Source organism: Nocardia sp. NPDC020380 (genome assembly GCF_044386975.1).
Taxonomy (GTDB): Bacteria; Actinomycetota; Actinomycetes; order Mycobacteriales; family Mycobacteriaceae; genus Nocardia.
The window spans coordinates 309,602-336,110 of the sequence record NZ_JBIRVQ010000003.1 but is presented as its reverse complement, the minus strand read 5'-3'; the positions used below and the strand labels follow the sequence as shown (position 1 = coordinate 336,110).

The 26,509-nt window shown below is 67.6% G+C and carries 25 protein-coding genes; 14 read left to right on the top strand and 11 right to left on the bottom strand.

The annotated features are described in order from the left end of the window. The first annotated feature begins 122 nt into the window (after window positions 1-122). The 5 genes from ACH438_RS09055 to ACH438_RS09035 all read left to right on the top strand — a co-directional run bounded on the left by ACH438_RS09055 (window position 123) and on the right by ACH438_RS09035 (window position 5,463). The gene (locus tag ACH438_RS09055) at window positions 123-1,325 is read left to right on the top strand and encodes a sensor histidine kinase (protein WP_397002932.1); all 1,203 of its coding nucleotides are present in this window, start codon (window positions 123-125) and stop codon (window positions 1,323-1,325) included. Between the two features lie 202 nt (window positions 1,326-1,527). After that, window positions 1,528-1,758 (top strand): CopG family transcriptional regulator, encoded by a 231-nt coding sequence (locus ACH438_RS09050; RefSeq protein WP_397002930.1) that lies wholly within the window; start codon window positions 1,528-1,530, stop codon window positions 1,756-1,758. Continuing rightward, window positions 1,746-2,171, top strand: a complete 426-nt coding sequence (locus ACH438_RS09045) for a type II toxin-antitoxin system VapC family toxin (RefSeq protein WP_397002928.1) — start codon at window positions 1,746-1,748, stop codon at window positions 2,169-2,171. Before ACH438_RS09050 ends, ACH438_RS09045 begins: the two co-directional genes overlap by 13 nt. Before the next feature lie 277 nt (window positions 2,172-2,448). Next, window positions 2,449-3,108, top strand: coding sequence for a response regulator (locus ACH438_RS09040; RefSeq protein WP_397002926.1), 660 nt, complete (start codon window positions 2,449-2,451; stop codon window positions 3,106-3,108). Between the two features lie 66 nt (window positions 3,109-3,174). Then, window positions 3,175-5,463 (top strand): protein kinase, encoded by a 2,289-nt coding sequence (locus ACH438_RS09035; protein ID WP_397002924.1) that lies wholly within the window; start codon window positions 3,175-3,177, stop codon window positions 5,461-5,463. A 15-nt stretch (window positions 5,464-5,478) separates the two neighbouring features. Here the strand turns inward: ACH438_RS09035 and ACH438_RS09030 are convergent, their stop codons facing one another. Then, a complete protein-coding gene (locus ACH438_RS09030) occupies window positions 5,479-5,655 on the bottom strand; it encodes a hypothetical protein (RefSeq protein ID WP_397002922.1) in 177 nt (58 codons plus the stop codon). A gap of 377 nt (window positions 5,656-6,032) precedes the next feature. Here ACH438_RS09030 and ACH438_RS09025 point away from each other — a divergent pair, with 377 nt between their 5' ends. The 3 genes from ACH438_RS09025 (at window position 6,033) to ACH438_RS09015 (ending at window position 7,556) form a co-directional block, all read left to right on the top strand. Beyond that, on the top strand, window positions 6,033-6,914 hold the full coding sequence (locus tag ACH438_RS09025) for a helix-turn-helix domain-containing protein (protein ID WP_397002920.1): 882 nt from the start codon (window positions 6,033-6,035) through the stop codon (window positions 6,912-6,914). Next, window positions 6,911-7,114: a DUF397 domain-containing protein gene (locus ACH438_RS09020; RefSeq protein WP_397002918.1), complete on the top strand. Its 204-nt coding sequence runs from the start codon at window positions 6,911-6,913 to the stop codon at window positions 7,112-7,114. Before ACH438_RS09025 ends, ACH438_RS09020 begins: the two co-directional genes overlap by 4 nt. 175 nt (window positions 7,115-7,289) lie before the next feature. Further along, the gene (locus ACH438_RS09015; protein WP_397002916.1) at window positions 7,290-7,556 is read left to right on the top strand and encodes a hypothetical protein; all 267 of its coding nucleotides are present in this window, start codon (window positions 7,290-7,292) and stop codon (window positions 7,554-7,556) included. Window positions 7,557-7,633: 77 nt separating this feature from the next. On the opposite strand, the gene ACH438_RS09010 is transcribed toward ACH438_RS09015, so the two are convergent. From ACH438_RS09010 to ACH438_RS08985, 6 genes are all read right to left on the bottom strand, one after another. Continuing rightward, on the bottom strand, window positions 7,634-8,665 hold the full coding sequence (locus ACH438_RS09010; protein ID WP_397002914.1) for an ATP-dependent 6-phosphofructokinase: 1,032 nt from the start codon (window positions 8,663-8,665) through the stop codon (window positions 7,634-7,636). 58 nt (window positions 8,666-8,723) lie between these two features. Then, complete coding sequence (locus ACH438_RS09005; protein ID WP_397002912.1) at window positions 8,724-9,602, bottom strand: hypothetical protein; 879 nt, start codon at window positions 9,600-9,602, stop codon at window positions 8,724-8,726. Window positions 9,603-9,771: 169 nt separating this feature from the next. After that, entirely contained in the window at window positions 9,772-10,608 is an 837-nt protein-coding gene (locus ACH438_RS09000) for a hypothetical protein (RefSeq protein WP_397002910.1), read from the bottom strand. A gap of 106 nt (window positions 10,609-10,714) precedes the next feature. Next, window positions 10,715-12,595: a protein kinase gene (locus ACH438_RS08995; RefSeq protein WP_397002908.1), complete on the bottom strand. Its 1,881-nt coding sequence runs from the start codon at window positions 12,593-12,595 to the stop codon at window positions 10,715-10,717. A gap of 58 nt (window positions 12,596-12,653) precedes the next feature. Beyond that, complete coding sequence (locus tag ACH438_RS08990) at window positions 12,654-13,340, bottom strand: response regulator (RefSeq protein WP_397002905.1); 687 nt, start codon at window positions 13,338-13,340, stop codon at window positions 12,654-12,656. After that, window positions 13,337-14,689: a sensor histidine kinase gene (locus ACH438_RS08985; protein ID WP_397002903.1), complete on the bottom strand. Its 1,353-nt coding sequence runs from the start codon at window positions 14,687-14,689 to the stop codon at window positions 13,337-13,339. The genes ACH438_RS08990 and ACH438_RS08985 overlap by 4 nt, the downstream gene beginning before the upstream one ends. A gap of 185 nt (window positions 14,690-14,874) precedes the next feature. Between ACH438_RS08985 and ACH438_RS08980 the strand changes: the two genes are divergently transcribed. The 5 genes from ACH438_RS08980 (at window position 14,875) to ACH438_RS08960 (ending at window position 21,090) form a co-directional block, all read left to right on the top strand. Further along, the gene (locus ACH438_RS08980; protein WP_397002901.1) at window positions 14,875-15,204 is read left to right on the top strand and encodes a hypothetical protein; all 330 of its coding nucleotides are present in this window, start codon (window positions 14,875-14,877) and stop codon (window positions 15,202-15,204) included. A 28-nt stretch (window positions 15,205-15,232) separates the two neighbouring features. After that, a complete protein-coding gene (locus ACH438_RS08975) occupies window positions 15,233-16,015 on the top strand; it encodes an ABC transporter ATP-binding protein (protein ID WP_397002899.1) in 783 nt (260 codons plus the stop codon). Beyond that, a complete protein-coding gene (locus tag ACH438_RS08970) occupies window positions 16,012-18,507 on the top strand; it encodes an FtsX-like permease family protein (RefSeq protein WP_397002897.1) in 2,496 nt (831 codons plus the stop codon). The genes ACH438_RS08975 and ACH438_RS08970 overlap by 4 nt, the downstream gene beginning before the upstream one ends. Window positions 18,508-18,550: 43 nt before the next feature. Then, on the top strand, window positions 18,551-20,065 hold the full coding sequence (gene gatB, locus ACH438_RS08965) for an Asp-tRNA(Asn)/Glu-tRNA(Gln) amidotransferase subunit GatB (RefSeq protein WP_397002895.1): 1,515 nt from the start codon (window positions 18,551-18,553) through the stop codon (window positions 20,063-20,065). A 212-nt stretch (window positions 20,066-20,277) separates the two neighbouring features. Further along, window positions 20,278-21,090: a MerR family transcriptional regulator gene (locus ACH438_RS08960; protein ID WP_397002893.1), complete on the top strand. Its 813-nt coding sequence runs from the start codon at window positions 20,278-20,280 to the stop codon at window positions 21,088-21,090. A gap of 66 nt (window positions 21,091-21,156) precedes the next feature. On the opposite strand, the gene ACH438_RS08955 is transcribed toward ACH438_RS08960, so the two are convergent. Continuing rightward, window positions 21,157-22,308: a PQQ-dependent sugar dehydrogenase gene (locus ACH438_RS08955; protein ID WP_397002891.1), complete on the bottom strand. Its 1,152-nt coding sequence runs from the start codon at window positions 22,306-22,308 to the stop codon at window positions 21,157-21,159. A 137-nt stretch (window positions 22,309-22,445) separates the two neighbouring features. Here ACH438_RS08955 and ACH438_RS08950 point away from each other — a divergent pair, with 137 nt between their 5' ends. After that, complete coding sequence (locus ACH438_RS08950) at window positions 22,446-23,351, top strand: DoxX family protein (protein WP_397002889.1); 906 nt, start codon at window positions 22,446-22,448, stop codon at window positions 23,349-23,351. 143 nt (window positions 23,352-23,494) lie between these two features. Here the strand turns inward: ACH438_RS08950 and ACH438_RS08945 are convergent, their stop codons facing one another. From ACH438_RS08945 to ACH438_RS08935, 3 genes are all read right to left on the bottom strand, one after another. Then, window positions 23,495-23,794, bottom strand: coding sequence for a hypothetical protein (locus ACH438_RS08945; RefSeq protein ID WP_397002887.1), 300 nt, complete (start codon window positions 23,792-23,794; stop codon window positions 23,495-23,497). 15 nt (window positions 23,795-23,809) lie between these two features. Beyond that, window positions 23,810-25,651 carry a dihydroxy-acid dehydratase gene (gene ilvD / locus ACH438_RS08940; protein WP_397002885.1) on the bottom strand — a complete coding sequence of 614 codons (1,842 nt, stop codon included), beginning with the start codon at window positions 25,649-25,651 and terminating at the stop codon, window positions 23,810-23,812. 78 nt (window positions 25,652-25,729) lie between these two features. Then, window positions 25,730-26,140 carry a PH domain-containing protein gene (locus ACH438_RS08935; RefSeq protein ID WP_397002883.1) on the bottom strand — a complete coding sequence of 137 codons (411 nt, stop codon included), beginning with the start codon at window positions 26,138-26,140 and terminating at the stop codon, window positions 25,730-25,732. Window positions 26,141-26,509: the final 369 nt, after the last annotated feature.

Sequence of the window (26,509 nt, the reverse complement as noted above, 5' to 3'; positions counted from 1 at the left end):
CGGGGCCGTTCCCGCATGAGCGGCCCGGGGGAGGGCCGGTAGCGGCCGGTACCGCGGTAGGGGGTGCTAGATCACCCGGGGGTATGACGTGGGCGGACCGCGAGTTCTCTACCGTCGACGTCATGGTCGGTGAAGTGCGCAACAGGGTGAGGACGGCCCGCGGCCGTCAGTTCTTCGACGGGTTCACGGTGCTGGTGGCCTTCGTCTTCATGGCGGTGGCGTGGCCGACGCTGCACGTGACGCACAAGGTGCCGGCGGCGGCCATGCCGTTCATCGCCATGTTCGCGGCGCTGCCCGTCCTGCTGGTCCGGGTGAATCCCGCGCTGGGATGGGCGGTTTCGGCAGGTTCGGCGCTGCTGATCGCGCTGGCGGTGCCACATCAGCCCGGCAACCACCTGCCGTTCCAGGTGGTCCACATCCTGTCGCTGTTCATCCTGGTGTTCGCGGTCGCGGTGCGGGCGCCGATCCGGATCGTGGGCGTGGTGTGGCTGGCGACCTCGCTGCTGTTCGCCACCACCATGGCGCAAACCGACAGTTTCGCGGAAGCCGGCTTCGGCTGGCCCCTGGCCATCACCGGCCTGGTCCTGGTTGGACTGCTGCTCCGCTGGGTGGTGCTGTCCCGCCGGCAGCTCCTGCAGCAGGCCGAGGAGACCGAACTGGAACGCGCCCGCCGCGCCATCCTCGAGGAGAAGGCCCGCATCGCCCGCGACCTGCACGACGTGGTCGCGCACCACATGTCCATGGTCGTGGTGCAGGCCCAGACCGCCCCCTACCGCATCCCCGGCCTCTCCGGCGACGCACGAGCCGAATTCGAATCCATCGGCACCGGCGCCCGAGCGGCCCTCAACGAAATCCGCGGCCTGCTCGGCGTATTGCGCAGCGACGGCCAACTCCCCGAACACGCCCCCCAACCCACCGGCGCCGACGTCCTGGCCCTGCTCGAAGGCGCCCGCCGCGCAGGCGTCCCCATCGCCTGGACCATCGACGGAGCCCTCGACACCGTCCCCGACACCACCGGCCTGGCCCTGTACCGCATCATCCAGGAGTCCCTCGCCAACGCCAGCCGCCACGCCCAGGGCGCCCCCGTCGAGGTCCGGATCATGTGCGGCACCAGCCTGATGCTCGTAGTCGGCAACGGCCACCCGATCATCGCCAAGCCCCACGACCAGCCCGCCGCCACCGACCACCACGGTGCACCGGGCAGCGGCATCGTCGGCATGCAGGCCCGCGCCGCCGCCGTCGGCGGCATGCTCATCGCCGGCCCCCGCCCCGACGGCGGCTTCGAAGTCCGCGCCGAACTCCCCCTCTCCGTCCTCGCCGTGTGAGCCGCCGCGTTCGTCGTGCCGCGGGGAGCCGATGGCTCCGGACCGCATCGAGCTTCGGGTGCAAGGCGATTCAGTTCGCGCTCACAGTGTGGTGTTCGAGTGACGGACTCGACCGGTCGGCTGTCGCAGTCGCTGTGGGTTTCCGCCGATCTGCTGATGCGTCGACGTGACGGCTGATAACTTGACGGTATGCTGGCATACCATGAGGCGGACCACTGTGAAACTACCTGACGAGCTCGACGAGCGTTTGCGTCATGAAGCGGAGTTGCGGGGCGTTACCGTTTCCGAGCTGACTCGGGAGGCGATTGCGCAGTATCTCTGCGTGCCGACGGGCAAGCCTCGGCGGTTCGGTGCTGCGGGTGCGGGGCGCAGTGGGCGTTCGGACGTATCGAGCCGGATCGATGAGATCCTCAGCCGGGAGTGGGGCCGATAGGCGCCCTGATAGTCGACGCCGGGCCGTTGTACGCCTACGTCGATGCCGACGATGCCCACCATGACGCTTGTCTGGAACTGCTCCAGAGCCACCGTGGCCCCCTGGTTGTGCCAACGCTGGTCATCACCGAGGCGGCATACCTCATCGCTACCCGGCTGGGTACCGAAGCCGAAGTTCGCTTCCTCGGGGATCTGGCCGAAGGGCTGTTCACGATTGAGCCCGTGCACGCGGCCGACTGGCTGCGTATTGCCGAACTGGTAGCGAAATATCGAGACCTGCCGCTGGGAACTGCGGACGCCTCCGTGATCGCCGCGGCCGAGCGGCGGAATCTGAGCACCGTCGCCACAACGGATAGACGGCACTTTTCCGTGGTCCGATCCCGGCATGTGGACAGCTTTACGCTGCTGCCCTGAGCTCGAGGTTTTGATGGGTGAAGTCATTGGTTCATGATTTATCTTGCGACAGAGCAAATCCCGGGTGGATGTGGTGGCTCGGTCGCGGCCTGGCTGGTGGATTTGTCGCAGCTCAGCTGGTTGATTCGTCGCCATCGGTCGAAGGGATCGGTTGCCCCCGGCTTCTCCGATCGTCGAGGCGACAGTTGATCGGGCGCGTCCGCCCGCGTGAACCGGTCATGCCGCAGCAGTCGTATTCGCGGCATGGCAGACTCGTGTGGGTGCGTGAGGTGGGACTGTGGCGATAACGGTGTTGATCGCCGATGACCAGGCGATGGTCCGGCAGGGATTCGGGGCATTGCTTGCCGCGCAACCCGATATCAGTGTGATCGGGGATGCCGCGGACGGGAAAGCGGCTGTGGCGGAAGCCAAACGGTTGCGGCCCGATGTGGTGCTCATGGATGTGCGCATGCCCGAGATGAACGGGCTGGACGCGGCGCGGGCCATTCTGTCGGCCGCGTTCGATCCGCCGGTGCGGGTGCTCATGCTGACCACCTTCGATATCGACGATTACGTGTACGAGGCGCTGGGGATCGGGGCGAGCGGGTTTCTGCTCAAGGACGCGCCTGCCGAGGAACTCGTGCGCGCGGTGCGGGTGGTGGCGGCGGGGGATGCGCTGCTGGCGCCCACCGTGACGCGGCGGCTCATCGCGGATGTCACGCGCCGGCGGGCTCGCCGGGCGCCCGCGCCCGCACTGTCGGTGCTGACGCCGCGGGAGCGGGAAGTGCTGGAACTGGTGGCGCGCGGCATGTCCAATGCCGAGATCGCGGAATCCCTTTTCGTGGCGGAGCAAACCGTGAAGACGCATGTGTCGAAGGTGTTCACGAAACTGAATCTGCGCGACCGGGCACAGGCCGTGGTACTCGCGTACGAGTCCGGATTGGTGACTCCCGGCTGAGCCGTCCACGAGACGCGCAGACGGTAGGCTCACGGACTTGTACGTCACCGGAAGGGGGTCGTCGAAGTGTTGAAGAACGGCGACGTGTTCGCCGGGTTCACCATTGAGCGACTGCTCGGACAGGGCGGGATGGGATCGGTCTATCTCGCCCGGCACCCACGCCTGGGCCGGTTGACGGCCTTGAAACTGCTGAACCGGGAACTGTACGCGGACAGGGAGATCCGCGCCCGCTTCGAACGCGAGGCGGATCTGGTCGCGCAACTGGATCACCCGAACATCGTCGAGGTGTACGACCGCGGCTCCGAGGACGAGCAGCTGTGGATCTCCATGCAGTACGTGGACGGCGTCGACGCGGCCGGCGTGAATGTCCGCACCCTGCCGCCCGAACGCGCCGTGCAGATCATCGAAGGCGTCGCCGCCGCACTGGATTACGCCCACTCCATGGGCGTCCTGCACCGAGACGTCAAGCCCGCCAACATAATCCTGGCCCGCGCCGTCGCCGGGCACGGCGAACGCGTCTTCCTCACCGACTTCGGCATCGCCCGCCTCCGCGAGGACTCCACCCACCTCACCCAGGCCGGCATGTTCACCGCCACCCTCGCCTACGCCTCGCCCGAACAAATGACCGGCGCCCACCTCGACCCCGGCACCGACCAATACTCCCTGGCCCTCTCCCTCTACTGGCTCCTCATCGGCGCCGGCCCCTTCGATTCCCCCGACCCCTCCGCCATAATCCACGGCCACCTCCAACTCCTCCCACCCCCGGTCAGCCTCCGCCGCCCCGGCCTCACCCCCGCCATGGACGCCGTCCTCACCAAAGCCATGGCCAAACGCGCCCCCGACCGCTTCCCCTCCTGCGCCGCCTTCGCCAAGGCCGCCCGCCAAGCCCTCACCGCCCCCACCACCCCCCACCCCGTCTACCCCACCCCCCAAGCCCTCCAGCCCTACCCACCCGCCTACCCGCCCCAGCCCGCCTACCCCCAGGCCTACCAACCCCCACCCGGATACCAAGGCCCCCAACAGCCCTACCCCGCCACCTATCCCGCGCCCCCCGCCGGATATCCAGCCCCGCAACAACAATCCCCCCAACCCGCCGGCGCACCAGCCCCCGCCTACCCGGCCTATCCGGCCCCGGCCCACCCCGCCCCACAACAGCAACCGCCACCCCAGCCTGCCGGCCCGCCTCAGCCCGCCTCCCACGCGGCCGGGGCGCCACAGCCTGCGTCCCACACCGCGGGGGCGCCACAGCATCAGTCCGCATCCCCCGCCCACTCCATATCCGGAGACGCTGCGTCACAACAGCATCCGTCGCCGCGGCCCCAGCAGTTATCGGCGCCGAGTCCGGCATCCGGGCCAGAGTTTGTAGCCCACGACGAGCCCACCCCGGCCGACCGAGCAGGTTATGTCGCAGCGTCGAATTCGCCGGACCAGCGCACTGACCTCCTCACGCAGCCTGGTGTGCCGCAGCAGCATCCGGCCGACCGGTCCGCGCCGGCCAACGCGCAACCGTTCGACGCTGCGCCGGAGGAATCGTCCGAAGAGCGCAGCGACGCGCCACAGCCGGGCAATTCGACTTCCGCGGCAGCCGGAGAGTCCGCTATCGCTGAGGGCGGGGCGTCTAGCGGCGCCAGCGGGCAGCTTGGCGCGTCGGGCCCTCCTCCTTCCGCGCAGGCGGGGTCTCCTCGACCCGGCGGTCTTGCCGGTGGTGTGCCGGCTGCTGCGGGTCCGGTGACTGCGGCGGCCATTGCATTGCAGAGCGCAGGATCGTTGGCGGGCGGCACCATTTCAGCGACTGGGGCCGGGCCGAAGTCCGCAGCGGCGACAGCGGACTCGGAGTCGGTGGGCGCTTCCGCGACGGATGATGCGGAGGCAGTGTCCCGTGAGCCGGAAGGTCCGGCGCGGGCAGTTTCGCAGGATGAGATTGTGACTGCGGTGAGTGCGCCGGTGGTTCGGCCTGCGCCTGAGCAGGTGCCTGCGGGTTATCCCGGGGCGGAGTTGCGGCATCCGGAGTCGGGGGCGTTCGTGCCCGCGTCTGGCGAGGCCGGTGGGGTGAGTGGGCGCGGAGAGAGGGATCCCGGTGTGTCGGAGGGGTATTCGGCCGGCCCGGCGACCTCTGGCGGGCTTCCGGTGATTTCGGTGGGGCAGGGGGAGTCCGGATTCGGCGCTCCGCCGGCTGTTTCCCCGGGAGCGCCTTACGGGGCGGCTCCTGGATCCTTCGGCCCGAATCACGTGCCGCCGCAGCGGGTTCCGGGTCAGGGGAGGTCGTCGCAGGTGGCTGCGATGGTGATGGTGGGGTTCACGGCGGTGGTGCTGGTGCTGTTGGTGGTGATTGTGTTGGTGCTGGTGGCTCGGTAGCGGCCGCCTCGGTGGTCAGGGGTTGGCGCGGTCGCCTAGGGTCATCTGGCCGGTGTCGACGAGGATCTGGCGGGCGCGGCGGCGGACGAGGCAGTTGTCGACAGTGCAGCATTTGTGGATTTGCATGGCTTGATGGGCCACCGGGAGGGTCAGCTCGCCGGGGTCCATCGTGCAATCGAAGAGATACATCATCGTGTACACCGGGGCAGCGCGGAGGTCGGGGGACTGCACGGTCCGGCGCGGGGTGATCGGGCGGGCGGCGCACGCTCGCGCCGGGCCTGAGGTACAGGGTATCGAGGTTCGCCGGGGCGCACGGCGGTATGCCGGTTGTCGCTGCGGCGCAGCGGGTGTCGGAGTGTGGTGCGCCCGGCTCGGGGACGAGTGGGTCCAGAGATATCAGGGCTCCGGCTCTCACCGGGCGCGACTTCCAGTTCAGCATCCGCGGCGCTACCCGACAATCGAACATTCGCCGGATCCTGAAAGTTTGTCAAAGCTCCAGGTCGGAATTCATAACGCATGGGAGCATCGTTCAGAGTGACTCACACTGCGTTCGCGGGGGAGGACTACGGATGTCCGACAACGGTTCCACGCTGCCGCGCCGTCAACTGGGGCGATACCTGCGCGAGGGTCGGATGCAATGCAATCTGACCATTGCCGAGGCGGCCGCGCTGATGGAGTGGAGCGAATCCAAACTGCAACGGCTGGAAACCGGTAATGCCGAGAAGATTCGCGTACTCGACATCCGGGAATTATGCCGCATTTACGATTTCGACGACGAATTCACCACGGCCCTGGGCGGTCTGGCGCAACAGGCCAGTGTCAAGTCCTGGTGGCACGAATACGACGACCTCATACCCGAGGGCTTCAACGTGTATGTGGGCCTGGAGGCTTCGGCCCGCGGCCTCATTTCCTACCAGCCGGACCTGATCCCCGGACTGCTCCAGACCGCCGACTACGCACGGGTCCTGATCGGTGATTACTGGCCGGATGCTGGTGACGACCAACTCGACCGCCGTGTGCAGCTGAAGGTCCGCCGCCAGAGCCTGCTCACCCGCAAGCGCAACCCCGCCACCTTCGAGGTGGTCGTCCATGAAACCGCACTACGACGCGTTGTCGGCAGTCCGCGCGTGATGGCCGCGCAACTGCGCCGCGTGGCGGACATGTCGACACTTCCAACGATTGCTGTTCGTGTACTACCCTTCTCGGCGGGCGTCCCGATCGGTCATACCGTGGGCCCGTTCGTGATTCTGGACTTCGGTCACGACGGCGGCAACCGACCGCTCGAGCCCACCGTGGTGTACCTGGAGAACTTCCTCGGTGACCTCTATCTCGAAAAGCAGGCCGCCGTCGACCGTTATCTGCAGGCGTACCAGGCGATCCAGCGCGCGGCGCTGGACGAGACCAGTAGTAGAGACCTCTTGCGCAAGGCAGCGAAGGAGTACGCGACGTGAACGTCGAACCGTCCGGCGTCCGGTGGTTCAAGAGCGCCCGCAGTACGGGCGCCAAGGAATGCGTGGAAATCGCTTTCCTGTCCGGCGGAGTGGGAGTCCGCGATAGTAAGAATCCGACCGGTCCTGCGCTTATCTTCGCACCGGCCGAATGGGATCGCTTCACCGACGCGCTCGCCGCCGGACGTTTCGACGCACACTGATCAGCATCGAGGATGACATCCCACGGCGGATGCGCCGATCCGGACTCATCCTCACGACTGGCAAAAGCATTGCGGCCGGGCAACTTCAGGCCGATGCGCGGCCGGTGCCCCACGCCGGAGACTGCTCTGAGCAAACAGTTCGGAGTCGGGAATGTCCGGGAAGTGGGGGTAAGCCATGTCGACCGATCCCAAGGAGTCGGCGAATTCGAAGCAGCAGAGCCAGACCGTCTGGTGGACCATCGGATTCGTGCTGCTGATACAGGGTTTCGGGTCCGGTATCACCGACCTGCTGTGGCATCACTCGTTCGGGGTATCCGGGCTCGTCATCCGCATGGGAGCACCGGTCTGGATCTCCTGGCTGATCGGAGTGGCCGGGGTCGCGGCGGTAGCGGTCGCCATGCGCCGGGAAGCGGCCGAAAAGGCGCGCATGACACCCGAATAAGGGCGGCCCGCCGGCGCATATGAGACCGGCCCCCGCACTGGAGTGCAGGGGCCGGTGAAATTCGTCGAGGGGGCTGATCAGCCGAAGAACGCGGCAGCCTCGCGGTAGCGGTCCGCCGGAACGAGTTTGAGCTGCTTGGTGGCCTCCGCCAGCGGCACCAGATCGATCTCGCTGCCGTGCAACGCCACCATCTGACCGAAGTTCCCGGCATGCACGGCCTCGGCCGCGTGCACGCCGAAACGGGTGGCCAGCACCCGGTCGTACGGGGTCGGTGTGCCGCCGCGCTGCACATGGCCGAGGACGGTCACGCGGACCTCCTTGCCGATGCGGCGCTCGATCTCCGGGGCCAGTTGCTGGGCCACACCGGTGAAACGGACATGCCCGAACTCGTCGATACCGCCGTCGCGCAGGCTCATGGAATTGGGATCCGGGTGCGCGCCCTCGGCGACCACGCAGATGAAGTGCGAATCACCGCGCTGGAAGCGGCGTTTCACCATGGCGCAGACCTCGTCCACATCGAACGGCACCTCGGGCACCAGGGTCAGATGCGCGCCGGACGCGATGCCGGAGTTGATGGCGATCCAGCCCGCGTGCCGGCCCATCACCTCGACCAGCATGACGCGCTGATGCGATTCCGCGGTGGTGTGCAGGCGGTCGATGGCATCGGTGGCGATGGCGACTGCGGTGTCGTGGCCGAAGGTGGTGTCGGTGCAGTCGATGTCGTTGTCGATGGTCTTCGGGACGCCCACCACGGGTACGCCCTCGTCGGCCAGCCACGAGGCGGCGGTCAGGGTGCCCTCGCCGCCGATGGGGATGAGGGCGTCGATGCCGTTGTCGTCCAGGGTCTGTTTGATCCGGGGGAGTCCGGCGCGTAGTACGTCCGGATTCGTGCGGGCGGTGCCGAGGATGGTGCCGCCCTTGGTGAGCAGGCGGTCGGTGCGGTCGTTGTTGAGGATCTGGATCTTGCGATCCTCGAGTAGGCCGCGCCACCCGTCCTGGAACCCCACGATCGCATCCCCCCACCGCCCGTTCGCGGTGCGAACGACGGCACGGATCACGGCGTTCAGGCCTGGGCAGTCTCCGCCTCCGGTCAAGACTCCGATGCGCATGGCACCCATCTTGCCCTGAGTCCGGCAATCCCGGGGATTCGCCCCCGTGAAGCTGTGGTTAATGCGCGGCGCAGGTGCCGCCACGCAGTTCGGTGAGGTGCTTCTGGATCAGGTCGGTGATTTTGGTGAGGATGGTGGTGCCGTCGTCGAAGGTGCCCGAATTGGCCTGGGTGGCAATGGCGATGGCGATCTGGCCGCCGTCCACCGGGATGAGGCCGATCTGGCGGACCAGGTAGTTGCCGTTGGTGTCGGGGCCCCAGCCGCCCTTGAACAGGGCGCCGTCGAGATTGCCGAGTCCCCAGCGCTGACCTGCGCTGATCTTGCCCATCAGGGAGGTGACGGCATCCGAGCCGGGGAGGCAGGGCAGGTGAGCGGCGAAGGTGAGCTGATTCGTGATGGACCAGTCGGCCTGGCCGAAGGCGGAGAAGTCCGCGCGGGCGCGGGTGGCGGGCACCGTGGTCGCGGTGTCGCCACCCTCGCGTAAGACCGCCTGGACGGTCTGCGCGGCGACCTCGGGCGTGCCGAGTGACTGCCACAGCGTGTCCGCGGCCGTATTGTTCGAATATTCAATGGCATTGGTGGCCGCGCCGATCTCCCCGGAATTGGCGCGCAGCGCGGCCAGGCTCAGCGGCACCTTCATGGTCGACCAGGCCGGCCCGGTGGTCCAGTCACCCAGTTCCACCACCTGGGTACTGCCCAGGGGCAACAACCCGATTCCCACCTTGCCGGCCAGCGTCGGTTCCAGCTGATTCACGAAATCCCAGGCCAGCGTGCCCGGCATGGCCGCGACACTGGCGGGCGGGGCCGTGGTCGGCGCGACAGCGGCGGCGCTCGCATTGTCCGGCACCATGACCGGCTTGCTACCGCACCCCGGCAGCGCGACTGCCAGCAGCGCGACCGCCCCGAAAACCGCGGCCCGCGAATACCGTGCGCTCACGCCGTAACCTCCATCATCCCGGTGTGTCCCTGCTTCCTACGGGACACACCCGCCCCCGTCAATCGCAAGGATTGTGGTGCGGTGGGAGGATCATGGTCAAATACCGTGCGTATTGCCGGGTTTCGGAAGATCGTGCCCAGCGGCCGTCCCACTCAGTGGAACGCCCAGGTCAGTGGTTGCACAGCCCCCCAGGCAGATCCGGCAGATGATCGCCGATCATGAGCGCCAGCTTGTCCATCATGTCGGTGGCGTCATCGAAACTGCCGGAAGCGGGTTCGGCCGCCATGGCCACGGCGATCGGCCCGCGCAGCGTCGGGATCACGCCGAACTGCCGCACGGTGTACTTGCCGGTCTCGTCGTCGGGACCCCAGCCGCCCTTGAACTCCGCGCCGATCAATCGCCCCAGACCCCAACTCTGACTGGGCGTTATCTCACTCATGAGCGAGATGACCGAATTGGAGCCGGGCAGGCACGGCAGCTTCGACGCGAAGTGCACCTGATCGGCGAGCGACCAATCGGTGGTGCCGAAGGCCAGCCCGTCATAGGATTCCAGATCCGCCAGCCTGGTGTGTCGCGCCGCGACATCCGTACGGGTGTCACCGGTCTCGCGCAGCACGGCCTCCACGATGTCGGCCGCCTGCCCACCGCTGCCGAGCGAATTCCAGAGCGCCTCCGCGGCATCGTTGTCCGAGTAGGTGATCGCGGCCTCGGCAATGGACTGCATGCCGTCGGGATCCTTGCGCAGCGCGGCCAGCGCGATCGGCACCTTGATGGTCGACCACGCGATACCGCTGGTCCAGGTGCCGAGCTGCGTCATATCACCGCCCCCGACGGGCATGATCGCCAATCCGACCCGCCCGTCCATGGTGGACTGCAGATCCGCGAAATCCGCCGCGAACGTGACATTGTGCGGCAGCCCGAACAGTTCCGGCAGATCCGAGGCGTCCAGGGACATGCCCGGTAGCGCCTCGGTCTTCGCGGCCTGGACGATCCGCGCGACATGCACCGGCGAACCCCCCGGGATACGCGGATTGAAACTGCAAGCGGACACCGCGAACATAGCTGCCAGCGCCAGCCCGGCCGCAATACCGTTGCGACAGGACGGAATCCGGTCAGTAGACATACACCACCGCGTTCTCACCACCGATGCAGGTAACCAATTTGCCTGCCGCACTGCAATTCATCGTGTAAGGCCGGTTCGTGACCGGGCTGACGACCACCACACTCGTCGTCACCCCCGTCTGACCCGACGTCGCCTGAGCATAGGCCCGGCGTACCTCTTCCGCGAAAGGACAGCTGGTAACAGTATTTCCGATCGCGGAATTGTTGTAACCGTTGAGGTTTCCGTACACCACCGAGCACGGCGTCGCGCCGGCGGGCAACTGTACCGCAGTCGTCGTCGGCGCCGCCGACGTCGTTGTCGGACCTTTGGTTCGGGACAGCGGCTGGGTTACTCCACCCGGATTCCCCTGTACCGCTGTCGTACTCGGTGATTCGTTGCGGGAGCCGTCGAGGACTTGCCAGCCGATGGTGCCGACGATCGCGATGATCGCGATCACCAGCACGCCGAGCGACAGCGGCACCGCGATCGACTTCCCGCGGCGCGGACGCCGGGCCGGGGGCCGCGGCGTCTCGACCCGCGGATGATCCGCCGTCGGGTAGAGCGACGGATCCGGTGCGGGCGCATAGGGAAAGTCCCGTTGCTGCGCCTGCGCATGACCCCAGGCCGCGCGTTCCTGCGCATCCTCGGGCAGTGGCGTGAAGTGAAAGTCGCTGACCCGCACCGTGGTCGGATCCGACGGCACGATGACCAGCTCGCCGGTCTCCGGCGGTTCGGGCTCGGTCGCCGGGAATCCACCGGTGATGAAGGCCGGGAAGGCGCCCGTATTCGGTTGCCGCAGCGTCGGATCCGGTCGCCGGCCGCCCTGGCCCGGCGCGTTCGGACCGGCATTCCCGCCCGGCGGGCTACCGCCCGGGCCCGCGGAAGCCGAGCCGGGACCCCGCACCGTCTGCGCACCCGGACCGCTGATCGGACCCGGTCCGACCGGCGGCTGACCGGCCGGTCCCCGGGCCCCGCCGAGGCTGGGCATGATGGTCGTCTCGGCCGCGGGCGGCACCGTGCGCGCGGGCGGCAGCATCTCCGTCGGCGGCGCGACCACGCCCCCGGCGAGCGCGGCCCGTGCGGCGCGGGCGAATTCGCCCGCCGTCAGGAACCGTCCGTTCGGATTCTTGGCCAGCGCGCGCGCCACCACCGAATCCAGCGCCGGCGGAATCCCGGCCCGCCGCAGACTGGGCTGCGGCGGCGGATCGGACAGGTGCGAGCGGATCAGCACACTCATGTTCTGCGCCGGGAACGGCTTGACGCCCGTGAGGCATTCGTGCAGCACGCAACCCAGCGAGTAGATATCCGCGCTGCCCGTGACCGGACCCGAATCGAACCGCTCCGGCGCCATGTAGGCGTAGGAGCCGACCGCGGTCCCCGTCACGGTGATGGTGGTGTCGCCCTCCGCGCGCGCGATGCCGAAATCCGCGAGATAGGCGAAATCCGCATCGGTCACAAGAATGTTGGCGGGCTTGACATCCCGGTGCACCAGTCCCGAGTAGTGCGCCGCGTCCAGTGCGGCCGCGATCTGCTCGATGATGCCGACCGCCCGGATCGGCGACAGCGGGCCCTTCACATCCAGCATGGTGCGCAGATCGTGCCCGCGCACCAGCCGCATATCGATGTAGAGCACACCATCGATCTCGCCCCAATCGTGGATGGGGATGATGTGCGGTTCGGCCAGCCGCGCCGCCGCCTGCGACTCGCGGCGGAAACGTTCCTGGTAGGAGGGATCTTTCGCGAGATCGGCGGGTAGCAGTTTGAGCGCGACTATCCGGTCCTTGACGGCATCGTAGGCCTCGTAGACCTCACCCATGCCGCCCCTGCCCAGCAGCGCGCGCAACTCGTACGGACCGAAACGGCTACCGGCCCGCGATGGTGGTGCATCCACCCCGTCCAAACCTCCAACTCCAGGGAGGGTCGCGACGAGATCATTCGCCACCCGGCCCTCAGGAAGTGGATTCTCCCGGTGCGACTACGCCGTGGTCAAACGCAAACACGATCGCCGCCGCCCGATCACGTAACCCCAGCTTCCCGAAGATGTGCCCCACATGGCTCTTGACGGTTACCTCCGAGATACCCAGCGCGCCCGCGATCTCGCCGTTGAGCCGCCCGCGGCCGATCAACTCCAGCACCTCGAGCTCCCGCACGGTGAGATCGGTGAGCCGGCTGTCGCCCGGCGCGGGCACGGGACGCGCCGAGCGATAGGCCGACAGGACACGCGGAGTCACCGACGGATCCAGCCACGATCCACCCGTGGCGACCGTCCGTACCGCGCGGATCAGATCCTCCGCGGGGGAATCCTTGAGAATGAAACCGGCCGCCCCGGCACGTAATGCGCCGGACAGTAATTGGTCATCATCGAACGTTGTGAGAACCAGCACAGGCGGCGCGTCCGCGCACGTACGCAATGTCCGTGTCGCCTCGATACCGCCGATCCGCTTCATCCGCAGATCCATCAGCACCACATCCGGGCGCTGCGCGGCCACCGCCGCCGGCACCTCGTCCCCGTCCGCGCACTCGCTCACCGCGAAACCGTCACGGCGGCGCAGGATCCGCCGCAAGCCGCCGCGCACCAGCTCCTGATCGTCGACGACCAGGACATCGATCAACTCCTCGTCCGGACGATCGCTCACCGCTCACCCTCCCCGCGCGGACCGTCCGCCGCCGGCTTCCGAATCATGGAGAACAACATCGTGCGCACATGCTCCTCGGCGGTCGACGCCAGACATTCGAACTGACCGGACAATGGAATCCGGGCGACGACCCGCCAGCGGTCGTCCTCGGCCGCCGACGACAAAGTGCCGCCGAGCAGTGAAATACGCTGCTGCATACCGGAAATACCCATACCGTGCCCGGGCCGGGGGAGCACCCCGGGCGGCAGCGGATTGGCGACCGTCAAAGTGATTTCCCTGGCGGACATTTCGATTCGCAGCCGCGCCTCGGCCCCGGGCGCGTGCTTGGCGATATTCGCGAGAGATTCCTGGCAGATCCGATACAGCGCCAGACCGACACCCGCGGACACCTCACGCGCACTGCCGGACATCCGGAAATCGATCTCCATGCCCGCGCGCACGAAATCCTGGATCAACTCGGGGATATCGTCCAGGCCGGGTTCCGGGGTCTGCAGCGAGGGCTGCTGACCGAGCAGCCCGACCGTGCGCCGGATATCGGCCATGGCCTGCCGGCCCAGCCGCTCGGCATCGGTGAGCGCATCCACCGCCTCGTCCACGTCCCGGTCCGTCTGCAAGGCGTGCCGGGCCGCGGTGACGTGCAACAACGTGATGCTCAGCGAATGAGCGATGACATCGTGCACCTCACGAGCGATCCGGCGACGCTCGTCATCGGCAGCTTGCACGGCTCGTACCGCCTGGTTCTCTCGCTCCTGATAGAGATAGCGCCGCTGGTAGTTCATCATCTGCCCGGCCATCCAGCCGCAGGCCACCGCGAAGGCCCAGACCGGCATGCCGATGTCCAGGTGGCCGATGGCATGGAAGAACCACAGTTCCGCGATCATCGCGCAGGCCACCGGCACGCTGACGAGCAGCGATCCGAGCGCGGCGATCTCCCCGGCGGCGGCGATCAGGACGAACGGGGCGCTGTCGGTCGGCACCGGCTGGGCCAGGAACACCGCCTCGGCGCCCATGGTGAACCCCGCGATCACCAGCGGTTTCGGCATCAACCCGAAGGCCACGTAGAGCGGACCGGTCAGATTCGCGAGCAGCAACGCCACCATGGGCAGTACGCTGGGGAAATACCCCGACGAATAACGCTGGAACACCGCGATGACGCTGACCGCGAGCAGGATCATGTCGATGAGCACGACCACATTGGCCGGGTAACCGAACTGCTCGGCATGACGGCGGAACTCACTGGCCGGATGCCGCAGGAACAGCCGGATACGCCCGCGACTGGCCCTCGCCTCGGCCCGCAGCTCCCGCAACGCCTGCCCGACCGCTTGCGGGGTGGCGCTGGTCACGTTCATTCTGCAAGGCTAATCGGCGAGTTCGACGGCGTACATCGTTCGACGGCAGGGGTCCCGTCTCCTACCGGGGTAGGAGGTCAAGTCGCGTCCACGGCACGACGACAGGGACTCGGCGCGTCCGTAGCGTTCAGGACATCGGCACAGCACCCGGAACCGACCGGGCGCGTTACGAAAGGTTGGGGGCCATGTCTTGGCAAGACCTGCACGCTCGCACCGATATCCTGCACGCCGTCCTGGACCGGGCGGCGCGAAATCCCACTGATCCCAAGCTCTTCGACGATCTGCCCGAGCTGGAACGGCTCTTCGGCGGCCCGGACGGCGTACTGCTCGCGCTGCGCCACCGGTGGGACAACCACATGAATGTGAAACTGGATCACGCACTCGCGCAAGGCAAATCGACGGTCGACGTCTACCTCGAATTGTCCGCCGAACAACCCGCGCTGCGCGCGATCCTCGACAGCTACGACACCGCTCAGCACCACCGCAGTTCACGTACACGCGCCATGGCCAGCTGAAACCACAGCCGGCCACGAGGGGAACGACATGCTGGAATTGACCGACGTCACCAAGGAATACCGGGTGGGCGAGCAGACCGTGCGCGCCCTGGACGGCATCAGCCTGACCATCGCGGCGGGGGAGTTCACCGCGATCATCGGCCCGTCCGGATCGGGCAAGAGCACCCTGCTGCACCTGCTCGGCGCGCTCGACTCACCCGATTCCGGCTCGATCCGCTTCCAGGGCAACGAGATCGGCGGACTCGACGACGACCGGCAATCCGAATTCCGGCGGCATCAGGTCGGTTTCGTCTTCCAGTTCTTCAACCTGCTCCCCACGCTGTCGGCCTGGGAGAACGTCGCCATCCCCAAACTGCTGGACGGCACCGGCCTGCGCAAGGCCAAACCCCGCGCCCTCGAACTGCTCGACCTGGTCGGGCTCGGTGAACGCGCCGACCACCGGCCCGGTGAGCTGTCCGGCGGCCAGATGCAGCGCGTCGCGGTCGCCCGCGCCCTCATCATGGACCCGCCGCTCATCCTCGCCGACGAACCCACCGGCAACCTCGACTCCAAGACCGGCGCCGCCATCCTCAAACTGCTCGGGGACATCACCAAGGAGGGCAACTCCGTGGTCATGGTCACCCACGACATGGGCGCGGTGCGGTACTGCGACCGCGTCATCACCCTGCGCGACGGGCACATCGGCTCCACCGAACGCGTCGAACGCGGCGACGACGGCGAAATGCGGACCGTGCCCGAGGAACTCGCCGTCTCCATCCACGACGCCAACGGCGCCGCGGCCGACGAGAACACCGGACCGGTGCACGCATGATCCGCGCCGCCTGGGATCGACTGCGGCTGTTCAATATCGGCGAACTCTTCGCCCACCGCGGGCGCACCATCATGTCGATGGTGGTCATGGGAGTCTCCGCCGGACTGCTGGTCTCCGTCTTCAGCATCTCCGGATCCATCACCGGATCCGTCGACAAACTCACCCACAGCCTCGGCGGCAATGCCGTGCTCGAGGTCAGCGGCATCACCGACGCGGGCTTCGATCAGACACTGCTGCAACAGATCCGGACCGTGCCCGGCGTGGCCGCCGCGGTACCGATGATCCGGCAGCCGATCGGCGCGGACGCCGACCGCGCGCTGCTCGTCGGGGCGGATCAGAGCATCTCCCAGCTGGGGACATCCCTCGACGGGGCGCTGAAAGATCAAGCGGGCAAACTGCTCACGGTGCCGAACGGCGTGCTGCTCGGCAAGGCCATGGGGCACAAGCCGGGCGACAAGTTTCAGCTCGGCACGCTGACCGCCACCGTCGCGGGCGTCCTCGACGACAGTGCCGCGGGCGATATCAACGGCGGTCACATCGCCATCGCGCTGCTGCCGGTGGCGCAGAAGATCACCGGGCGGGTCGGCCGGCTGGACTCCGTGCAGATCGTCGCCGCGCCGAACACCGATGTGGGCAAGCTGCGTTCGGCGCTCACCGATGCGGTCGCGGGCCGCGCGATCGTCGCGGATCCCGCGTTGCGGACGGCGCAGGCGAGCAGTTCCGTCATGCTGGTCAGCTACGCGACGCTGGCCTCCGCGGCCGCGGCGCTCGTCGTGTCCTCCTTCCTTATATACAACGCCATGAGCATGGCTGTGGCGCAACGGCGTCCGATGCTGTCGCTGCTGCGCGCCATCGGCGGCAAACGCGGGCCCATGGTGCGGGACCTGATCGCCGAGGCCGCGCTGCTCGGACTGTTCGGCGGCGCGATCGGCTCGGTCATCGGAATCTTCGCGGGCCGCCAGGCGATCAACCAGCTGCCCGCGGCCATCCTGAACTCCGTGGAATCCCGCACCCAATACGAGGTGCCCGGTTATGCCGTCCCGGTGGCCGTCGCCGCCTGCGTGCTGGCCAGTATCGCCGCCGCCGCGATCGCGGCCCGGCAGGTGTACAAGGTCGCGCCGATCGAAGCGCTGGCTCCGGTCGGTACATCCACCGCGGACGCGGTGAAACCCGTATTGCGCTGGACCGCGGCGGTTCTCGGCCTCGCCATGGTGGTCGGCGCGGTTGTCGTCGCCAGGGCCGACGTGGGCAAGCTCTCGATGGCCGGGATCTCCCTCGCCATCGTGGGCTCCGTCATCCTCTGTTTCGCCGCGACCGAACCGATCGTGCGTGCTTGCGCCGCCATCGCCCGGCTGTTCGGCGCGCCCGGCGCGCTCGGCGCCACGACCGTCGAACGCGCCCCGCGCCGGGTCTGGGCCACGGCCATGACCGTCATGATCGGTGTCACCGCCGTGGTTTCCATCGGCAATGCCACCCGCAATATGGTCTCCGCCGCAGGCGACAGCTTCGAAGGCCTCGCCGGCACAGACATTTTCGTCAGTCCCACGTCCATGGCGCAGTTCCCCACCGGCCCGCTGCTTCCCTCGGATCTGAAGGCCACCCTCCAGAAGATCCCCGGGGTGGCCGATGTCGGCTCCGCCCAGATGGCCTTCTCCACTCTCGGCTCGGGCCGAGTCATGTTGCAGGCCTACGAGGGAGGCGCCGCCCGCACCTCCGCCCTCGACGGTGTCAGCCAACCCGACCTGGCCCGCCTGGCCGCGGGCCAAGCCGTCGTGATCTCCCGCGACATAGCCCGCACCCTCGACCTCCACCCCGGCTCGTCCCTGGACCTGCCCACCCCCACCGGGATTCACAAGGTCCAGGTCCTGAAGGTCATCCCTTACTTCGCCGCCATCTCCGGCACGGTGGTCCTCGATCTCGACGTCATGCGCCAGTGGTACCAGCGCCCCGGCGAAACCATCCTCGGCATCGACATCGCCCCCGGCGCCGACCACGCGGCCGTCATGTCCGCCGTCCGCGCCGCCGTCCCCGCCGATATCCACGTGACCACCGGAAAAGACGCTGTCACAGCCATTTCCAGCAGCGTCCGCCAAGGCACCTCGATCAGCAACGCCATCCTCTGGATAGTCGTCCTGGTAGCAACGGTCGCCTTGCTGAACACCTTGATGCTCTCCGTCCTGGAACGCCGCCGAGAACTGGGCGTCTTCCGGGCCATGGGCACCAGCCGCCGCTTCCTCCTCCGCACCGTCCTCACCGAAGCCGCCGGCATAGGCATAGTCGGCGCCCTCCTGGGCCTCGCCGCTGGCTCCGCCACCCACTACCTGGCGACCGTCGCCCTGGGCCACGCCATAGCCCTCGACATCCCCTACCACCCCACCCCCCTCCTGGTGGTCTACGCGGTAGTCGCCTTGATCCTCGCCCTACTCGGTTCCATCCCCCCAGCGGTCCGAGCCTCCCGCCTCCCCATCATCGAAGCCATCGCCGTCGACTGAGCCCTTGCATTCGCGCCGACCAGCCAGACATAGGATGGTCGGCATGAGTGCAGCCACGGTCGAGTTGATGGATTACTCCGACGTCATTGATCGGTACGAGCCGGTGATGGGTATGGAAGTCCATGTCGAGCTGGGGACCGCTACCAAGATGTTCTGCGGGTGCCCGACCACGTTCGGTGCGGAACCGAATACGCAGGTGTGCCCGGTGTGCCTCGGGCTGCCCGGCTCGTTGCCGGTGGTCAATGAGAAGGCGGTGGAGTCGGCCATTCGGATCGGGCTGGCGTTGAACTGCTCGATCACGCCGTGGGGGCGGTTCGCGCGGAAGAACTACTTCTACCCGGACCAGCCGAAGAACTACCAGATCAGCCAGTACGACGAGCCGATCGCGACCGACGGCTACCTGGACGTGCTGCTCGACGACGGCTCGACCTTCCGGGTCGAGATCGAGCGTGCGCACATGGAAGAGGACACCGGTAAGTCGCTGCACGTGGGTGGCGCGACCGGTCGTATCCACGGCGCCTCGCACTCGCTGCTCGACTACAACCGGGCGGGCGTGCCGCTCATCGAGATCGTCACCAAGCCCATCGAAGGCGCGGGGGAGCGGGCGCCGGAAGTCGCGCGCGCCTACGTGACCGCGCTGCGCGAAGTGCTCAAGTCGCTCAACGTGTCCGACGTGAAGATGGAGCAGGGCTCGCTGCGCTGCGACGCCAACGTCTCGCTGATGCTCAAGGGCGCCAAGGAATTCGGCACCCGCACCGAGACCAAGAACGTGAACTCGCTCAAGAGCGTCGAGGTCGCGGTGCGCTACGAGATGCGCCGGCAGGCCGCGGTGCTGACCGCGGGCGGCGAGATCCTGATGGAGACCCGCCACTTCCACGAGACCGACGGCACCACCTCCGCGGGCCGCATCAAGGAGACCGCCGAGGACTACCGCTACTTCCCGGAGCCCGACCTGGAGCCCGTCGCCCCCGACGCCGCCTGGGTCGAGGAGCTGCGCGGCACCATCCCGGAATACCCGTGGCTGCGCCGCGCCCGCATCCAGGCCGAATGGGCGCTGTCCGACGAGGTGTTCCGCGACCTGGTCAATGCCGGCGCCCTGGACCTGATCATCGCGACCGTCGACGCCGGCGCCTCGGTGGAGGCGGCCCGCGCCTGGTGGGTCAACTCGCTCACCGAAAAGGCCAAGGAGCGCGAGGTTTCCCTCGAGGACCTGCCCATCACCCCGAAGCAGGTCGCCGAGGTAGCGGCCCTGGTCGAGGCCAAGACCATCAACAACAAGGTCGCGAAGCAGGTCGTCGACTTCGTCCTCGCCGGTGAGGGCGAGCCCGCCGCCATCGTCGAAGCCAAGGGCCTGGGCATGGTCTCCGACGACTCCGCCCTGCAGTCCGAGGTCGACAAGGCCCTCGCCGCCAACCCCGACATCGCCGAGAAGATCCGCTCCGGCAAGGTCCAGGCCGCCGGCAAGGTCGTCGGCGACGTCATGAAGGCCACCCGCGGCCAGGCCGACGCCGCCCGCGTCCGCGAACTCGTCCTCGCCGCCTGCGGCGTCGAAGGCTGACCCGCCTCGAATCGAAAAGCTTGTGGCGCACGGCAAAAGCCGTGCGCCACAGGCATTTCTGGCATACAGGTCCGCGGGTGGGAGAGTCGCTGCGCCGGTCGAACGGGGCGCGTTGCGCAGGCGCGAGGCCGGTGATCCCCGCCCATCCGGGCGCGGCGCGCGATCATGGGGTTGACCCTCACACGGTGTGAGGCCATAGACCTGGAGGAGTCATGTTCAGTATCGGAGACTTCGCCAGGTTCGGCCGGGTATCGGTGCGAATGCTGCGGCATTACGACGAGATCGGTTTGCTGACACCGATACAGGTCGATCCGTCGACCGGGTATCGGTTCTACGCGGCCGGTCAGCTGGCTCGGCTCAATCGGATCGTCGCGCTCAAGGATCTCGGGTTCACCTTGCAACAGGTGGCGGATCTGCTCGACGGCCGGCTGACCGCGGAGCAGTTGCGCGGCATGCTGCAGTTGCGCCGTGCCCAGCTGGCCAACCAGGTCGCCGCCGACACCGTGCGGCTGGCGGGCGTGGAGGCGAGGCTCCGGCGTATCGAAAGCGAGGGGCAGATGCCCGAGAACGAAATCGTCGTCAAGACCGTCCCGGCCCTGGTACTGGCCGAACTCACCGATATCGCGCCCGAGAACGGCGATGCCGTCGTCGGCCCGATCATCGGCCGCCTGTACGAACGGCTCGGCAAGCTCATCCCGGATGCGGGCCTCACCATCGCGGGCCCGTCACTGGTCTACTACGAGATCATCGACGAGGGCCTGCGCGTGCACGTCGCCCACCAGGTCGCGGGCACCCCGATCGAGGGCACCCTGGACCTGCGGCAGCTGCCCGCCGGCGAGGCCGCCACCCTGGTGCACCGCGGCCTGCTGTGCGACCTCCCGCCGGCGTGCGACGCCGTCGGGCGCTGGGCGGATGAGAACGGTTACACCGCAACCGATCCCATCCGCGAGTTCTACCTGGTCACCTCGGAGGATCCCGCCTCCGATCAGTGGGTCGTCGAAATCCAGCTCCCCGTACAGCGCTAGACCGTCTAGCCCCTGAAATACATTGCGGCGCACAGCAATAGCTGTGCGCCGCACTGCGTGGAGCGATCAGTCGCGCGTGCCGCCGCCCTTACCGTCATTGATCGGAATCCGGACGACCCGATCGTCGTACTGATTCGGATTCCCGTCCGGCTTGTTGACCGTCGCCACCCAGATCATGCCGTCGCCGCCGATGGTCGCCCCGTCGAGCCGCCCGTACTTGTCCTGCGCGATCAGCGAGGGCGCCGCCGTGACCGCATGCGTGTCCTTGTCCGCACTGGCCAGCGCCAGCGCCTTCTGATTGGTCAGCGAGATCGCCACCGCATCGGTCGCCGCCGCGCACCCCGCCACACCCGGATGATCGGGCCACGTCCACGCCGTCTGCGCCACCCCGTCGGGACCGACCCGCTGCAGGCGATCCTCGGTCGCGGTCCGGTCGGTGATCCAGATGGTGTCCTTGTGATCCGAGCACACCCCGCCCGCGACGCCGATCCCGGAGACCATCACATCGGCCGTGGCCCCGGGCGCCGGCGAATTGATGCCGAGCAGCTTGCCCGCCAGCGAACTCACATCCGAGGCCGCCGACGGATTGCCCGCGTCACCGGTCAGCACCAGCATCCGATCCGGTGTATGGAAGTCGATCGATCCGCGATTCCCGGTGGCCCCCTTGGGAATTCCGGTGAGGATCGGTTTCGGGTCCCCGCCGCCCTCGGTATTGATCCGCACCACGCGGTTATCGGAGGCGGTGGTGATGTACGCGTAGATCAGCCCGTCCTCACCGAAACTGGGGGACAGGGTCAGCGCGGTGATGCCGCCGTCCCCGGTCGGATCCACATCCAATTTGGCGACTTCCACCGGCGCGGGCGGCACTCCCGAATCGGTGGCCACCACCTTCAGAATGCGGCCCGTGGTGCGTTCGGCGACGAGCGCGGTGCCGTCGGGCAGGGCGACGATGCCGCCCGTGGTGTCCAGGCACGAGACCACCACCAGCGGATCGGGATCCACGCACGGCAGGTCCGGTCGCTTGGCCGCGCTCGGCGGCGCCTTCGGAGTGCTGGTGCCCTGATCGGCGTCCTGCCAGGTCGGCTCGGCGGTGAACTTGCTGGACGCGCGATCGTCGAAGCTGGCGCAGCCCGAGGACAGCAGCACGGCGCCGAGCGTCACGCCCAGCACGATTTTCCGTGCGCCCACCCCGACCCGGCCCGCGGCAACCAAACTCATGCTCCAGACGTTACGGAAAACCTGCCGCCCATGCGCGGACGGGGGTGACTCATTATGTCGAGGCGGCCTGAATCGGACAGCGGACACGCCCGGTAACTGTCGTGTGTCCGGTGCTTCGGGCGCATACTCTGACCGGCGTGACAGAGAAGCCGAACGAGCCGTCCGCCGGCGCGCCGGACAGCCCGGCGCTCGATACGATCGCCGGTGCGATCGGTGAGCCGTCCGCCCAGGCGCCCGCATTCCCGCGGCCGGTAGGTGAACCGGTCCGCAGTCCCTTCGATTCGCCGACCGAACAGTTCGCCGCCACCGGCGACAAGGTCACCGAGAAACTGCCCCGCACCGACGAGGAGCTCGGCCTCGACCCCGAGGTCCCGCTCTACTCGGAGCTGAAGAACTCCATCCCCGGCGCCGCCAACAGCACCACGGCCGAACCGTCGCCGACCTATTCCTTCGCCAGCATCCCGCCGGCCCCCTCGGGCTCGACGGAACCGACGACCAAGCTGCGCCGCCGCGACGACCGCCGCGGCACGCTCGACGTCGGACTCCTGTTGCTGCGCTTGGTGGTCGGCGGCACCTTCATCTACCACGGCCTGCAGAAGGCCTTCGGCTGGTTCCACGGCCCCGGCTTCGACGGCATCAAGACCGCCATGGAGCACGGCGGCTGGAAGGAAGTGAACCTGGCCGCGCCCATGCTGATCGCGGGCGAACTCGGCGGCGGCATCCTGGTCGTCCTCGGCCTGGCGACTCCGCTCGCCGCGGGCGCGCTGGTCGCGGTCATCCTGGACGCCTGGATGTGGAAAGAGGCCGCCGCCACCGGATTCCAGTACAAGAACGTCGAACTGGAATCGGTCCTGGCAGGCACCGCCGCCGTCATCATCCTCACCGGCCCCGGCCGCCTCTCCTTCGACCGCAACCGCGGCTGGGCGACGCGGCCCTTCCTCGGTTCCTTCGCGGCCTTGATAGCGGCGATCGCCGCCGCGATCGGAGTCTGGTACTGGCTGCACGGCGGCAACCCGCTGCACGGCATCGGCCCCTGGAAGTAGCTCTCCCCGAACACAAATCGGCCGGGATGATCCCAGATCATCCCGGCCGTTTCGTATTTCCCCTGGAAGGGGTCCGGGGGCAGCCCCCGAAATCCCTTCCCCCCTTCAGAGGTTCGCGGGGGCTTGCCCCCGCGAACCCGCCCTCACCACTGGGTTGTGGTGAACCGCTGCCATTCCTCGAACGTCTCCTGGTGCAATCGCATCACCTGTCCGGACTTGGCATCGATCTGGTCGTGCAGGAACGCGCGGTGCGCGTCGATCCGCAATGCCTCGTCGGGCGTCGCCATGAACTCCGTGGAGGCGAGTTCACGCGACTCCCCGGCTAGCTCCTCCGCCTCGGCGAGTAGTACCCGGGCCTGGGCGTTGCGGGCGTCGCAACGTTCCAGCATCGCCGAGTACTCGGCCAGCATGGTGTCGGCCTTACCGATGTATTCGATTGTCATGCCCCTGCATTCCTCCTACGGCACACGCCGGACTGCACCCTTGTCTGCCGAGGTAGCCAGTGCGGCGTACGCGCGCAGCGCCGTGGTGACGGGCCGATCGCGTTGCACCGGCTGCCAAGGCCGTTCGGACGCCTCCATTTTGGCGCGTCGCTCCGCGAGAACCTCATCGGGGACCAGCAATTCGAGAGCACGCGTGTTGACGTCGATCTTGATCCGGTCGCCGTTCTCGATGAGACCGATGGCGCCACCGGCCGCGGCCTCGGGCGACATATGCCCGATGGACAGGCCCGATGTACCACCGGAGAAGCGTCCGTCGGTGATGAGCGCGCACACCTTGCCCAGTCCGACACCCTTCAGGAAGGAGGTGGGGTGCAGCATTTCCTGCATGCCCGGCCCGCCCTTGGGGCCTTCGTAGCGAACCACGACCACATCGCCCGGCTGGATCTCCTTGGCGAGGATCTTCGACACCGCGTCCTCCTGCGACTCGACCACGACTGCCGGTCCCTCGAAGGTGAACAGTTCCTCGTCGATGCCCGCGGTCTTGAGGATCGCGCCGTCCGGTGCGATATTGCCGCGCAGCACACACAGCCCGCCCTCGACGGTGTAGGCGTGCGCCTTGTCGCGGATGCAGCCGCCCTCGGCGTCGATGTCCAGCGACGACCAGCGGTTCTCGGTGGAGAACGGCACCGTGGTGCGCACCCCGCCCGGCGCGGCGTGGAACAGTTCGACGGCTTCGTCGGAAGCCTTGCCGCTGCGGATGTCCCAGGTGTCCAGCCACTCGTCGAACGAGGCGGTGTGGACGGTGGTCACATCGGTTTCCAGCAGTCCGCCGCGGCGCAGCTCGCCGAGGATGGCCGGAATGCCGCCGGCCCGGTGCACGTCCTCCATGTGGTAGTCGGAGTTCGGCGACACCTTGGACAGGCAGGGCACGCGACGCGAGATCTCGTCGATGGTCTGCAGATCGAATTCGATCTCACCCTCCTGCGCGGCGGCGAGGGTGTGCAGCACGGTGTTGGTGGAACCACCCATGGCCACATCGAGGGCCATCGCATTGCGGAAAGCCTTCGCATTGGCGACATTTCGCGGCAGCACGGAGGCGTCGTCGTCGCGGTACCAGCGGTTGGCGATATCGACGATCACCCGCCCGGCGTTCTGGAACAGCGCCCGGCGCGCGGCATGCGTGGCCAGCGTGGAGCCGTTGCCCGGCAGCGCCAGGCCCAGCGCCTCGGTGAGGCAGTTCATGGAGTTGGCGGTGAACATGCCGGAGCAGGAACCGCAGGTCGGGCAGGCGGACCGCTCGACCTCGGAGAGCCCGTCATCGGTCACGTGCGGCGACGCGGAGGCGGAGATGGCGGTGATGAGGTCGGTCGGCGCCTGCGCCACACCGCCCACCACGACGGCCTTACCGGCCTCCATCGGCCCGCCGGAGACGAACACGGCCGGGATGTTCAGCCGCATGGCGGCGTTCAGCATGCCGGGAGTGATCTTGTCGCAGTTGGAGATACAGACCAGCGCGTCGGCGGTGTGCGCATTGGCCATGTACTCCACGGAGTCGGCGATGATCTCGCGCGACGGCAGCGAGTACAGCATCCCGCCGTGACCCATGGCGATGCCGTCGTCCACCGCGATGGTGTGGAATTCGCGGGGCACGCCACCGGCCGCCCGTACCGCCTCGGCCACGATTTCGCCGACGTCCTTCAGGTGCACGTGGCCGGGGACGAACTGGGTGTAGGAGTTCGCAATGGCGACAATCGGCTTGCCGAAGTCGGAGTCGGTGAGACCGGTGGCGCGCCAGAGGGCGCGAGCGCCCGCGGCATTGCGACCGGCGGTGGTGGTGCGTGAACGAAGCGGTGGCATGGCTATAGGTCCTCGGATTCTCGTCGCAGTGGGCTGTTTAAAGCGACTGCACCGAATACTTTCGATGGACCTACAACGTTAGTCCTCGGCGGATTCCCGGTCGTCTTCCGGTTCCTCGTCGTCCTCGGGTTCGGCGAACGGATCGGGAATTCGCCCGCCGGATGCTGCGGCGAGATCACGCAATCGGTCGTATCCGACTGCGGGCAAGGTCACATCGGTCTCGTCGGTGAGGTGCACCCGCAGGAATCCGCGCTTCGGAATCTTCAGTCCCTGCACCTCCGACCAGTCGATATGCCGGCCGCCGAACATGGTCCGGGTATCGATCCCGGCCTCCGACACCGTGGTTCGGGTCCGTTCGATCCACACCGCCACCGCGATCGGGATCGCGAACAGGATCCACAACACCGCGGGCCACCCGAAGAAGGGGAAGGCCACGCAGAAAAGCAGCATGAACACCCCCACATGGGCGAGCCGGGGAAGGCGGATCACGCGACCCGTGTCCGATCCTGTCTCGGCGGTATGGGAAGATTCAGCAGGTGGCACGGACTGATGCTGTGAGGACACACCCATATCCTTGCATCACGGTGAACGAACCCGAACAACCGCACTGTCTCACATAATGAGACGCATCAGGTCAGATGTTTGACTGTACGACTCACGCACGCATACCGTCGTGCGCGTGAATCGAATCGAGTTGCTCGTAATCGGCCGGCGCGTCCAGCGCTGAGCCGACGACTGTAGGTCAATTACGTCAGCTCGCAGCTGCGACGCGCCACCCTCGAACAGCCCCGGCTGTCGAGGGCTTTTTTGTGTTCAGGCAGTCCCTGTTGGACTCGAACGACAAGCAGTAAGGAACCA

Coding starts and splice junctions, on each gene's coding strand:
- ACH438_RS08970 (WP_397002897.1), top strand. CDS start 16,012: ATGATCCGCGCCGCCTGGGATCGACTGCGGCTGTTCAATATCGGCGAA.
- ACH438_RS08960 (WP_397002893.1), top strand. CDS start 20,278: ATGTTCAGTATCGGAGACTTCGCCAGGTTCGGCCGGGTATCGGTGCGA.
- ACH438_RS09030 (WP_397002922.1), bottom strand. CDS start 5,655: ATGATGTATCTCTTCGATTGCACGATGGACCCCGGCGAGCTGACCCTC.
- ACH438_RS09055 (WP_397002932.1), top strand. CDS start 123: ATGGTCGGTGAAGTGCGCAACAGGGTGAGGACGGCCCGCGGCCGTCAG.
- ACH438_RS09015 (WP_397002916.1), top strand. CDS start 7,290: ATGTCGACCGATCCCAAGGAGTCGGCGAATTCGAAGCAGCAGAGCCAG.
- ACH438_RS08985 (WP_397002903.1), bottom strand. CDS start 14,689: ATGAACGTGACCAGCGCCACCCCGCAAGCGGTCGGGCAGGCGTTGCGG.
- ACH438_RS08955 (WP_397002891.1), bottom strand. CDS start 22,308: ATGAGTTTGGTTGCCGCGGGCCGGGTCGGGGTGGGCGCACGGAAAATC.
- ACH438_RS09010 (WP_397002914.1), bottom strand. CDS start 8,665: ATGCGCATCGGAGTCTTGACCGGAGGCGGAGACTGCCCAGGCCTGAAC.
- ACH438_RS09025 (WP_397002920.1), top strand. CDS start 6,033: ATGTCCGACAACGGTTCCACGCTGCCGCGCCGTCAACTGGGGCGATAC.
- gatB (WP_397002895.1), top strand. CDS start 18,551: ATGAGTGCAGCCACGGTCGAGTTGATGGATTACTCCGACGTCATTGAT.
- ACH438_RS08980 (WP_397002901.1), top strand. CDS start 14,875: ATGTCTTGGCAAGACCTGCACGCTCGCACCGATATCCTGCACGCCGTC.
- ACH438_RS09050 (WP_397002930.1), top strand. CDS start 1,528: ATGAGGCGGACCACTGTGAAACTACCTGACGAGCTCGACGAGCGTTTG.
- ilvD (WP_397002885.1), bottom strand. CDS start 25,651: ATGCCACCGCTTCGTTCACGCACCACCACCGCCGGTCGCAATGCCGCG.
- ACH438_RS08975 (WP_397002899.1), top strand. CDS start 15,233: ATGCTGGAATTGACCGACGTCACCAAGGAATACCGGGTGGGCGAGCAG.
- ACH438_RS08945 (WP_397002887.1), bottom strand. CDS start 23,794: ATGACAATCGAATACATCGGTAAGGCCGACACCATGCTGGCCGAGTAC.